The following is an 11,190-nucleotide window of genomic DNA, read 5'->3' on the forward strand; positions in this document are numbered from 1 at the left end:
CCCCATTCCCGCCCAGGTCCGGGTCGCACCCGCGCGGGCCGCACCTGACGGGGCGGTTCGCGGACGGGTCGCTGGGGGAGTTTCCCCTGGGCCCCACCACGTCGCTCGGCCGCCATCCCTCCAACACGCTGCGGCTGGTGGACCGAGAGGTCTCCAAGGAGCACGCCACCATCGAGAAGGTGGGGCGCGACTTCGTGCTGCGCGACCTGAACTCGTCCAACGGCACCTTCGTCAACGGGCGCCGGGTGACGGGGGAGATGCGCCTGAAGGACGGGGATGAGATCGCCCTGGGCTCCTCCAGGCTCGTCTTCCACAGCGGCGAGGCCCTGCCCGGCGGAAGCAACCCGCCCACGCTGCCGGGCGTGACGGTGGTGGCCAACGCCGTCTCCATGCCGGCCTTCCTGGCGCAGATGGACCAGGTGCCGCAGAACTTCCGTCCAGCCGACCAGGTGACGGACACCGCCGCGCTGCGCCGGGACTACGAGAAGCTGCGCATCGTCCACGAGTTCCACCGGCAGGTGAGCCTCAAGGGCACCCAGGACGACCTGTTCGAACAGATTCTCAAGGTGGCCTTCGAGCTGCTCGCGGCCGACCACGGCGTCATCCTGAAGGTGGGCCCGCAGGGGGAGTTCATCCCGGCCGCGGTGCACCACCGGCAGGGCAAGCAGGTGAACGTCATGCTGTCGGACACCGTGCTCAAGCGCGTGGTGGAGACGGGCAAGGCGGTGCTCACCGCGGACGCCATCATCGACGAGCGCTTCTCCGCCGCGGAGAGCATCGTGGCGCAGGGCATCCGGTCCGCCATGGCGGTGCCGCTGCTCGTCAACGGCGACATCATGGCGGTGCTGTTCCTGGACAGCCGCCAGCAGATCAACGCCTTCTCGGAGAAGGACCTGACCATCCTCTCCGGCATCGCCGCGCAGGCGGGCATCGCGCTGGAGAACGCGGCCCTGGCGGAGCAGATCCGCAACGAGGCGGTGACGCGCGCGGAGCTGTCGCGCTTCCTGTCCAAGGCGGTGGCGGACGCGGTGATCAACGGCGGCACGGAGGACCTGCGCCAGAGCCGGCTCGCGGAGGTGAGCTGCCTGTTCGCGGACATCCGTGGCTTCACCACCCTGGCGGAGAGCGACTCGCCGCAGGAGGTGGTGTCGATGCTCAACAGCTTCTTCACCGCCATGGCGGACGTGGTGTTCCGCTACGAAGGCAACCTGGACAAGTTCATCGGGGACTGCGTGATGGCGGTGTGGGGTCCGCCGTCATCCCACCCGGATGATCCGGCCCGCGCCTTGCGCGCCGCGCTGGAGATGCAGGACGCCGTCACGGAGCTCAACCGGCAGCGCGTGCTGGATGGCAAGAAGCCCATCGAAGTGGGCATCGGCGTGAATACCGGCCAGGCCGTCGTGGGCTACATGGGCAGCGCGGAGCGGCACGAGTTCACCGCCATCGGCGACACCGTGAACACCGCGTCGCGGCTGTGCGGCATCGCGAAGAGCGGCGAGGTGCTGGCGTCGGAGGCCACGGTGCGCAAGTCCGGGCCGGGCTTCGACGTGGAGGAGCTGCCGGTGCTGCAGCAGGTGAAGGGCAAGGAGAAGGGCGTGCAGACCTTCCGCGTCCACGGCGCGGAGCTGACCACCTCCACCTCCCGCAAGGTGCGCTGACGGTGCGCTCCTCGTCCATGACGACGACCCAGTCGTGCCCCAACTGCGGCACGGTGCACGACACCCGGGTGTACGTGAGCGGCCAGAAGGTGACGTGCCGCTGCGGCATCCGGTTCGAGGTGCGGCGCGCGGACGTGTCCGGCATCCACCGCCCGGACGTGTCCGGCATCCACCGCCCGCCCGAGCCGTCGGGCATCCGGCCGGCCGACAAGGTCCACGACGAAGCAGGCAACGCGGTGACGTTCACGCCGCGCACGGCGGATGAACCGCCAGAATCGACTTCACCTTCCGCCGCTCCGGGTGTTGGAGCGGGCCGGGAGGACTCGGTGGGACAGGAGATCAGGGCCGGCTCCGTCCCAGGGGGCAACGAGATGAACATCCCGCGACCGGATGGCGTGGGGAAGGCGGACGAGGGCGAGGTTCCCGCGGGGGCGGTGTCTGCCTCCGCCGAGGGCCGCGACGCGCCTTTGTCTGGAGTGGCATTGCCCGCGACGGGCCCGGTGGCCGCGGAGGCGGTCGGGGCCACGCTGGTGCGCCCGGAGTCGCTGGGGGTGAAGGCCCCGCGCGCGCCCCTGAACACGGGCATCCGCGACATCGAGACCGCGGAAACGATTCTGACGGGCGCGAAGCCCGAGCTTCCGGGCCTGGAGCTCCTGGAGGTGCTGGGGCGCGGCGGCATGGGCGAGGTGTGGCTCGCGCGCCAGCGCTCCCTGGGCCGCACGGTGGCGGTGAAGATGCTGCCGCCCCGGCTGGCGAAGGACGCGGAGTTCGTGTCGCGCTTCGACAAGGAGGCGACCGCGCTCGCGGCCCTGAGCCACCCGAACATCGTGCAGATCATCGACCGGGGCGTGCAGGGCGAGCACTACTACTTCGTCATGGAGTACGTGGAGGGCCAGTCGCTGCGCCACGCGCTGAGCGGCAGGGACCCGATTTCGCCCGCGCAGTCGCTGAAGGTGCTGCTCCAGGTGGCGCGCGCCGTGGAGTGCGCGCATGCCAAGAACATCATCCACCGCGACCTGAAGCCGGAGAACATCCTGCTGGATGGGCGGCTGCACGCGAAGGTGGCGGACTTCGGCCTGGCGGGCATCCGCGAGCCGGATTCGGAGAAGCAGCTCACCGCGACCGCGGTGGCCATGGGCACGCTCAACTACATGGCCCCGGAGCAGCGCCGGGACGCGAAGAACGTGGACGGGAGAGCGGACCTCTTCTCCCTGGGCGTGATGATGTACGAGGCGCTCACGGGCGAGCTGCCCGTGGGCCGCTTCAAGCTGCCGTCCGAGCGCGTGCGAGGCCTGGATCCGCGCCTGGATCCGGTGGTGGAGCGCCTGCTGGAGACGGACCGCGAGGCCCGCTACGCCACCGCCACGGAGGTGTGCGAGGCGCTGGAAGAGCTGGTGACGGCCTCGTCGTCGCCGCACGTGGTGGCGCCGGCGTCGGCGCTGGCGCGTGCGCGGACCTCGCACGTGGCTCCGATGAAGTCCCCGACGGCCGCCGAGTCCGCCGTGCTGGACACGATCCACGCGGGCTGGGGCCGGGTGCGCACCGGCCTGTCCGTGGTGGGCGGCCTGGCCGTGCTGGGCCTGGCGGTGCGCGCCTTCGTGGGGCCGGTGAGCCTGCGCCTGGGCGACGAGGAGTACGGCCTTGGCCGCCCGAAGCCGCCCCCGCTCACGGAGCTGCACTTCCCGGCCAACACGGAAGGGGAGGTGTTCTCCGGCCTGAGGCTCACGCCGCCCGAGGCCGGCTCGGCCAGCTCCACCCTGGAGCTGGGCTTCGGGCCGGGCGAGGAGGAGATCAACGTCCACAGCGGCACGTGGACGATGGACCAGGGGGAGCTGCGCGTCGTGCAGGCCGGCCGCGAGGCGGACGGCAAGCTGGTGCCGCGCGCGTACCTGGCGCACCGCTACTTCACGAGCGACGACTTCACGGCCGAAGTGCTGATGGACGTGAACCCGCTGGGGAAGCAGTGGTCGGTGGAGGAGGACGGGCAGCACTTCGGCGAGCTGGCGTTCCGCATCCGCGACGTGCAGGTGTCCGTCTTCGCCATCCCCGACGCGGGCATGCGCCTGTCGTGGCGCTACTTCTCCCCGGAAGACGGGCATGAAGTGGTGGGCAACAGCGCCGAGGACACCAAGAACCTGGTCCAGGACGAGATGCCGGTGCCGAAGCAGGGCCCCTTCCTGGTGAAGCTCCAGCTCAAGCGGCAGAAGAGCGGCGTGCGGGTGGACGCCTTCCTCAACAAGAAGCTCTTCGCCTCCAAGGTGCTGCCGGGCTTCGAGGGCCGCGTGGGCAAGCTGGCGCTGGGCTGCCGCAACCTCGAGTGCATCTTCGATGACCTGAAGGTCGTGGGGCCGCTGCAGGAGCGCCCCGTGCGCCGCGTCCCCGGCGAGTAGTCCGCCGCGGCCTTCCGGCAAGGGGATGGGGCTTGCCGCCCCGTCCGCCCGTTCCCACCTTGCTCCCGCCGGGCTCCGTCGTCTCGGGGCCGTCCGGCACGCGGGCGGGGGTGGGGCATGGCCGTGGACCTGGGGCGCGTGCTCCTGCTGCCGCTCTGTGGCGTGGGCCTGGCCCTGCTGCTCCGGGCGACCTTCACCCTGGGGCGGACGCCCACGGACGCGCGGCCTCGCTGGATGCTCGCGGGCTTCGGGGCGCTGGCCCTGGGGCTGGTGCTCTTCGTCCCGTGGATGCGCGGGACGCCGCTGGTGCCCGTGTCGCCGGACGTGCTGGTGAAGGCGCTGGCCGCCGTGCTGCTGGTGCTGGCCGCGGGGGTGTCCGCCCGGGGGGCCCGGGTGCGCCTGCGGGCGGATGCGCTGCGCGGCGCCGCGCCCATGTCACTCGATGAGGCGGTGGAGGCCTTGCGCGCGGGGCGGCCCCCGGGCTTCGGCGTGTACCGGGGCCAGCTGGATTCCGTGGAGACGCTGACGTCGCCGGGCGGCGTGCCGTGCGCCTTCTACGACGCGGCGGTGCACGCGCTGGGGACGCATGGCCGGAAGGGGCCGCTCCTGTCTCGCGAGCGCGCGTACTCGCCGGTGCTGATCCTGAAGGGCGAGCGCACGCGGGCGGCGGTGGGCTTCGCGCCGTCCGCGCTGCTGGCGCCGGTGGAGGTGCGCCGGTGCCTGGCTCCGCCCGCGCTCACCCGTGCGGAGCTGTTGGGGGCGCCCGCGCAGGCGCTGTCCTGGGAGCGCGTGGGCGTTCCTGGGGAAGCGTGCCTGGTGGTGGGGGAGCTTGAGCGCGGATCCCTCGACGGCACCTATCAACTGCGCGGGCGCGGCGGGCGTCCGGCGCTGATGGTGCTGGGGGAGGGCGCCACGGGCACCGGCGGGGTGTTGTCCCGCCGGGCCTGGAGGCACTTCGCGGCGGCCGGGGCGCTGTCCCTGGCCGCCGTGTTCATGCTCGCCCGGACCCTGTGAGGTCCGGGCGGAAGTCCCCGGTCCGCGAGGGAACCAGGGACGGCGGGACGACTACCCCGGATCGATCTGGCAGTTGTTCGGGCAGTTGTCGAAGTTGTTGGTGTTGCCGTCGTCGCACGTCTCGCCGAAGTTGTACTGGGTGATGCCGTCGCCGCAGCGGGCGTTCCAGATGCAGGTGAGGCTGCACTTGCCGTAGCCCGGGCCGTTGAGGTTGCCGTTGTCGCACGTCTCGCCCTGATCGACCGTACCGTTGCCGCAGGTGGACTTGCACTCGGTGCGCTGGGTCTCGAAGTTGTTCAGGGTCAGCCTGTACGAGGACTGGGACGTGTGGCGCTCCGCCTGGAACACGACGACCTCGTAGATCTTGCCCTTCACCAGGCCCAGGCCGGACACGGTGGCCGCGTCCGCCAGGGACACCGTGCCGGAGGTGGCACCGTGCACGCCGCCCAGGTCCAGGGCGAGCTTGCGGTTGATGAACACCCAGACGTCGTCGTCACCCAGGAACGTCAGCACCTCGTTGCCCTTGAACTCGAACCAGTAGCGCGTCTCGCTGGTGAAGCTGAAGTTGCGCTTGATGCCGTTGTTGTCGTTGAGCCGGTTCTCCTTGCCCAGGCCCACCCAGCCGCTGTCGTCGAGCGGGAAGAAGGTCTGGTCGTCGAACACGTAGGAGTTGTTGGCCTGCTTGTCGAGCTTCAGCGTGCCGACCTCGGTGACGTTGATGTTGGCCGTGTCGCGGTACCACTGGTCGAAGGCCGTCTTGCCGTGGGTGGTGCCGGAGGACACGCCCTCCTTCGCATAGACGGGCTTGCCGTCCGCGCCGAGGGCGGCGAACTTCGCGCCGACGATGCCCTGCTCCGCGCCGTTCGCGTCGTCGAAGTCCGGGTGGATGGTGGCGGGGTAGTTGCCACCGACGGGCTGACCCTTGCCGCGGAAGTCGCGGTAGACGACGGGGATCTCCACCACGTCCGGCAGGGTGCCCTTGACGTTGAAGCAGGCGAAGCCCGCCTCCAGCTTGCAGTCGGACGAGCAGCCGTCGTTGGAGCGGGTGTTGCCGTCGTCGCACTGCTCGGTGGTGTCACCGGGGAGGATGACGCCGTCGCCGCAGCGGGCCTCGCAGGTGCCGTTCACGCACCGGGGCTCCAGCACGCACAGCGGCGAGCAGCCGTCGCCCATGTCGTGGTTGCCGTCGTCGCACTGCTCGGTGCCTTCCTTCTTGCCGTCGCCGCAGGTCGTCTTCGCGCACGGCTGGCCAATGGTGTCGCACTTGTAGCCCTGCTCCAGGCGGCAGGTGTCGCTGCAGCCGTCGCCCTTGATGAGGTTGCCGTCCTCGCACTCCTCCTCGCCGGCGATGATCCTGTCACCGCACTCGGCGGCGCGGCAGCGCTGTCCCTGGAAGGGGCAGGACCAGCCGGTCTCCACGGCGGAGCAGTCCGCCTTGCAGCCGTCGTTGGACTCGTTGTTGCGGTCGTCGCACACCTCGCCTTCCTCGACGATGCCGTTGCCGCACGCCGTCGCCACGATGCAGGGCCGGCCCGACACGGGACACTCGAAGCCGACCTCGACCTCCTTGCAGTCGAACGTGCAGCCGTCACCGCTCACGGTGTTGCTGTCGTCACAGGCCTCGCCCTTCTGGACCTTGCCGTCACCACAGACCTGGGGACCCGGGTCGTACGTGCCGCCGTCGGGCTGCTTGGTGGGGTCGCCGCCGTCGGGACCCGCGTCGCTCTGGCCCCCGTCCGTGATGTTCGTGCCGCCGTCTTCGTCCGAGCCTTCGTCGCCGGGACACGCTGTCAGTGTGAGGAGGAGGGAAGCGAGCAGGACGCTCGCAATCCGGGGGAGCAGGGGGGAATGTTTCAGCATGAAGGTGATGCTGAAAGCCTGTGACCCCAGGTGTCAAATGGATCAGGTGTTTTCTCACCCAGCCGATGCGTAAAAATGAAGAAAGCCCGTAAGGGTGTACGGGCTTCCGTGTATCGCCCTGTCTCGCGGGGCTACATCTGTTCCAGCTCCTGACCCTTCGTCTCGCGGATGTACTTCGCGGCGAAGAAGATCGAGAAGACGGCGGCCGCGGCATAAAGGCCGTACGCCCAGCCGAGTCCCACGGCCTGCAGCGACGGGAACGTGGCGGACACCAGGAAGTTGGCCAGCCACTGCGCCATGGCCGCGATGGACAGCGCGAGCGCTCGGATGCGGTTGGGGAACATCTCGCCCAACAGCACCCAGACGATGGGCCCCCACGAGAAGCCGAAGAAGACGACGTAGAGGTTGGCGGCGATGAGCGCGGTGGTGCCTGCCGCGCCCTGCAGCACGGGCTTGCCCGCGGCATCCAACGGCGCGGTGCCGAAGAGGTACGCCAGCAGGCCCAGCGTGAGCGCCATGCCCACGGAGCCGATGAGCAGCAGGGGCTTTCTTCCAACCTTGTCCACGAACGCGATGGCCACGAGCGTGGTGAGGATGTTGGTGACGCTGGTGATGACGGTGATGGCCAGCGCGTTGTGCTCGGAGAAGCCCACCGCCTGCCAGAGGACGCTGGAGTAGTAGAAGATGACGTTGATGCCCACGAACTGCTGGAGCATCGCGAGCACGATGCCGATCCACACGATGGGCAGGAACCCGAAGCGGCCGCCCTTCAGGTCCGCCAGGTGCGGTGTGTAGTTCGTGCGCAGCGAGCGGCGGATCTCCACGACCTTGGCGGGCGCGGCGTCCCCCTCGATGTCGCTCAGCACGCTCAGCGCCTCCTGCTCACGGCCCTTGGCCACGAGGAAGCGCGGGGACTCCGAGATGAAGATGGCGCCGATGCCGTAGAAGAGCGCGGGTGGCAGGCCGCTGAAGAACATCCACCGCCACGCGGTTAAGCCCAGCCAGGTGGGTTTGGAGGCGGAGCCCGCGTAGAGCGCGATGGCGAAGTCCCCCAGCAGGGCCACGAAGATGCCGGACACGATGGCCAGCTGTTGCAGGGACGCCAGGCGGCCGCGCAGGTACGCCGGGGCGATCTCCGCGATGTACGTGGGCGCGACGACGCTGGCGAAGCCCACCCCCAGGCCGCCCACCAGCCGCCAGAAGCTCAGGTCCCAGAGGGAGAACGCGAGCCCCGATCCGATGGCGCTGATGATGAACAGCGCCGCCGCGAGCATCATCGCGCGCCGGCGGCCGTAGCGGTCCGCGAAGGGCCCCGCGGCGAAGGCGCCCGCCGCCGAGCCGATGAGCGCGGAGGATACCGCCAGCCCCAGGCCCAGGCTGCTCGCGGCGAACTCGGCCTTCAGTGCGACGACCGTGCCGTTGATGACGGCGGTGTCGAAGCCGAAGAGGAATCCGCCCAGGGCGGCCACCACGGAGATGCCGATGATCCTGCCGGTCCGCACCTCCCGATGCGCCGGGGGCCCGCTTGAATGGGCATCGAGGACATCCGCCATGACGTGCTCCTTCCCCTCGGACGGGCACGTGTCCGGCCCTCGCGGGTGCGCACAACGGCCCTGAGGAGAGGTGCCCCCGGTGTCCGCCGAAAGGCACTCCCGGACAGGCTGCCGCCCCGATGGCCGCTCGTTGGGGGGCGGGGCTCGGGCTTCGAGGGCGATTCGAAGTTCAGCCCTCGTCCGCCAGGCCGTACTCCTTGAGCTTGCGGGCGAGCGTGTTGCGGCCGATCTCCAGCGTGCGCGCCGCCGCGGTGCGGTTGCCCTTCACGGCCTCCAGCACGCGCAGGATGTGGCGGCGCTCCACCTCCGCCAGCGGAAGGAGGAGCGGTGCGTCCGGTGTGGTGGCGGGCGCTTGCGGCGCGTCTGGCTCGGCGGGCGAGGGCGCCCGGTCCAGGGAGGGCAGGGGCAGGTGCTCCTCCAGGATTTCGCCCTCGGACAGCACCACTGCGCTTTCGATGCAGTTCTCCAGCTCGCGCACGTTGCCGGGCCAGCGGTAGCGCTTGAGCCTCGCGAGCGCGGTGGCGCCGAGGCGGGGCACGGGCAGGCGGTGGCGCTTCGCGGCGGTGGCGACGAAGTGACGGGCGAGCCGCTCGATGTCCTCCGCGCCGCGCTCGCGCAGCGGGGGCAGGAGCAGCTCCACGACCTTGATGCGGTAGTAGAGGTCCTCGCGGAACCGGCCCTCCGCCACCATGCGCGGCAGGTCGCGGTGGGTGGCCGCGACGATGCGCACGTCCACCTTGACGGCCTGCGTGCCGCCCACGCGTTCGAACTCGCGGTCCTGCAGCACGCGTAGGAGCTTTCCCTGCACGGCCTGGGGCAACTCGCCCAGCTCGTCGATGAAGACGGTGCCGCCGTCTGCCGCCTCGAACTTGCCGGGCATGCGGTGGTCGGCGCCGGTGAAGGCGCCCTTCTCGTGGCCGAAGAGCTCGTTCTCGATGAGGGCGGCGGGCAGGGCCGCGCAGTCCACCTTCACGAAGGGCTTGTCGCGCCGGGGGCCGTTGACGTGGATGGCGCGCGCGAAGAGCTCCTTGCCGCAGCCGCTCTCCCCGCGCAGCAGCACGGTGGCGTCCGTGGGCGCGGCCTTCTGCACCAGGCGGTAGAGCGCCTTGAGCGGCGGGGCTTCTCCGATGATGCGGTTGAAGAAGTAGCCCACCGGGGCCTGCGGCTGATCCTTCGCGCGCTGGAGCTCCTGGTAGAGGCTGGTGCTCTGGAGGGCGGTGCTCACCTGCGCCGCGATGTCGGTGAGCTTCCGGGTGTCGTCCTCCGTGAAGGGTCCACCGCCCAGGCGGTTGAGCACCTGGAGCACGCCGTACACGGCGCCCGCGGCGTCGCGCAGCGGCACCGCGGCCAGGCTGATGGTGCGGTAGCCCGTCATCCGGTCGATGTCCGCGAAGAAGCGGCGCTCGCCGCGCGGATCCGGCACGTGCACGGGCTCGCCGGCCTCCGCCACGTAGCCCGCCACGCCCTGGCCCAGCTTCACGCGGATCTGCGCGACCTCCGGCAGGTGCGCCGCGCGGCTGAACAGCTCTCGGCGCACGGGGTCCAACAGCCACAGCGTGCCCCGGTCCGCCTGGAGCGTGATGGCGATGCGGTCCACGAGCGTCTGGAGGAAGGCGTCCAGGTCCACCTCGCGCCCGACGAGGCCGCCAAGGGGGAGCAGGACCTGGGACACATCCGGCGGGGACGAGGGCATGGCGGCGGGCAGCGGCGGAAGAGAGAAGGGCGCTGGAGACAGTCTATCGCACGGCTCCGGGCTCGCGGCGCTCATGCGCCCGCCGCGCGGCCCAGGAGCATGCGCTGGCCTTCACGCGCGGGCTCGGTGAAGGGGAACAGGCCGCGCGCCTCCTGCGCCATGTCCTCCAGCAGCTCGTCCGCGTGGGACGGGTCGTGGTGGAAGAGGAAGAGGCGCCCGGCGTGCAGGTCCTTGGCCACCTTGGCCGCGTCCATCATCGTCGAGTGGCCCCAGCCCTTCTTGGACATGCCCTTCTTGCCCTCGTACTCGTCGGGCGTGTACTGCGCGTCCAGGCACAGCGCGTCCGCGCCCTCGAAGTGGCGGGCCACGTCCGGCGTGAGGCGCTCCGGCAGCTCCACGTCCGTGGCGTACACGAAGGAGTGGCCGTCCGCTTCGACCCGGTAGGCCATGCAGCCGTCCGGGTGGGGCACGTCGATGGGCGTCACCTTGAAGGGGCCCACCTCCACGGTGCGGCCGTGCATCGCGGCGCCGAAGGTCATCTTCGAGCGCATGGTGGACAGCGGCACCGGGAACTGCGGCGGGCGCATCTGCTGCGACAGCGTGGACTCCAGCGCCTGGGCACCATTCGCGCCGGGGCCGTACATCGTCAGCGACGTGGTGGGCAGGTACGCGGGCGTGAAGAAGGGGAAGCCCTGCACGTGATCCCAGTGCAGGTGCGAGAAGAACATCGTCGCCTTCTGGGGAGCGCCCTCGCGCATCATGACTTCGCCCAGCGTCCGGATGCCCGTGCCCGCGTCGAGGATCAGCCGCTCGCCCTGGCTCGTCACCTCCACGCACGCGGTGTTGCCGCCGATGCGCGAGCCCGACACCGCGATGCTGCCCCGAACGCCAAAGAAGCGGATTTCCATGGTGAGTCTCCTGATGCTTCGACACCCGCTGGGGGCGCCCTGACGTGGAGGGGACAGAGCACGTCCGATGCCAGCGCCAAGGGGCTGGAATCATTGGAGTCACGGGGGTGGGGC

General features: G+C 70.5%; 7 protein-coding genes. 3 read left to right on the top strand and 4 right to left on the bottom strand.

Annotated features, from left to right (window positions below; all coding sequences use genetic code 11):
* Positions 1-44: 44 nt before the first annotated feature.
* The 3 genes from D7Y15_RS39265 to D7Y15_RS39275 all read left to right on the top strand — a co-directional run bounded on the left by D7Y15_RS39265 (position 45) and on the right by D7Y15_RS39275 (position 5,062).
* The gene (locus D7Y15_RS39265; protein WP_120580830.1) at positions 45-1,658 is read left to right on the top strand and encodes an adenylate/guanylate cyclase domain-containing protein; all 1,614 of its coding nucleotides are present in this window, start codon (positions 45-47) and stop codon (positions 1,656-1,658) included.
* Between the two features lie 17 nt (positions 1,659-1,675).
* Positions 1,676-4,048, top strand: a complete 2,373-nt coding sequence (locus D7Y15_RS39270) for a serine/threonine-protein kinase (protein WP_121755760.1) — start codon at positions 1,676-1,678, stop codon at positions 4,046-4,048.
* 117 nt (positions 4,049-4,165) lie between these two features.
* Positions 4,166-5,062, top strand: a complete 897-nt coding sequence (locus tag D7Y15_RS39275) for a hypothetical protein (RefSeq protein ID WP_121755757.1) — start codon at positions 4,166-4,168, stop codon at positions 5,060-5,062.
* Positions 5,063-5,113: 51 nt separating this feature from the next.
* Here the strand turns inward: D7Y15_RS39275 and D7Y15_RS39280 are convergent, their stop codons facing one another.
* The 4 genes from D7Y15_RS39280 to D7Y15_RS39295 form a co-directional block, all read right to left on the bottom strand.
* On the bottom strand, positions 5,114-6,922 hold the full coding sequence (locus tag D7Y15_RS39280; protein ID WP_120580828.1) for a DUF4215 domain-containing protein: 1,809 nt from the start codon (positions 6,920-6,922) through the stop codon (positions 5,114-5,116).
* Between the two features lie 131 nt (positions 6,923-7,053).
* Entirely contained in the window at positions 7,054-8,475 is a 1,422-nt protein-coding gene (locus tag D7Y15_RS39285) for a sugar porter family MFS transporter (RefSeq protein ID WP_120580827.1), read from the bottom strand.
* A 169-nt stretch (positions 8,476-8,644) separates the two neighbouring features.
* Complete coding sequence (locus D7Y15_RS39290; protein WP_121755758.1) at positions 8,645-10,243, bottom strand: sigma 54-interacting transcriptional regulator; 1,599 nt, start codon at positions 10,241-10,243, stop codon at positions 8,645-8,647.
* On the bottom strand, positions 10,240-11,076 hold the full coding sequence (locus D7Y15_RS39295; RefSeq protein ID WP_121755759.1) for an MBL fold metallo-hydrolase: 837 nt from the start codon (positions 11,074-11,076) through the stop codon (positions 10,240-10,242). Before D7Y15_RS39295 ends, D7Y15_RS39290 begins: the two co-directional genes overlap by 4 nt.
* Positions 11,077-11,190: the final 114 nt, after the last annotated feature.

This window comes from Corallococcus sp. AB030 (genome assembly GCF_003668965.1).
GTDB lineage: Bacteria > Myxococcota > Myxococcia > Myxococcales > Myxococcaceae > Corallococcus > Corallococcus exiguus.

What these genes read in the sequence shown, in the direction of transcription:
- D7Y15_RS39280 (WP_120580828.1), bottom strand. Translation starts at nt 6,922, where the DNA reads ATGCTGAAACATTCCCCCCTGCTCCCCCGGATTGCGAGCGTCCTGCTC.
- D7Y15_RS39270 (WP_121755760.1), top strand. Translation starts at nt 1,676, where the DNA reads ATGACGACGACCCAGTCGTGCCCCAACTGCGGCACGGTGCACGACACC.
- D7Y15_RS39295 (WP_121755759.1), bottom strand. Translation starts at nt 11,076, where the DNA reads ATGGAAATCCGCTTCTTTGGCGTTCGGGGCAGCATCGCGGTGTCGGGC.
- D7Y15_RS39290 (WP_121755758.1), bottom strand. Translation starts at nt 10,243, where the DNA reads ATGAGCGCCGCGAGCCCGGAGCCGTGCGATAGACTGTCTCCAGCGCCC.
- D7Y15_RS39285 (WP_120580827.1), bottom strand. Translation starts at nt 8,475, where the DNA reads ATGGCGGATGTCCTCGATGCCCATTCAAGCGGGCCCCCGGCGCATCGG.
- D7Y15_RS39275 (WP_121755757.1), top strand. Translation starts at nt 4,166, where the DNA reads ATGGCCGTGGACCTGGGGCGCGTGCTCCTGCTGCCGCTCTGTGGCGTG.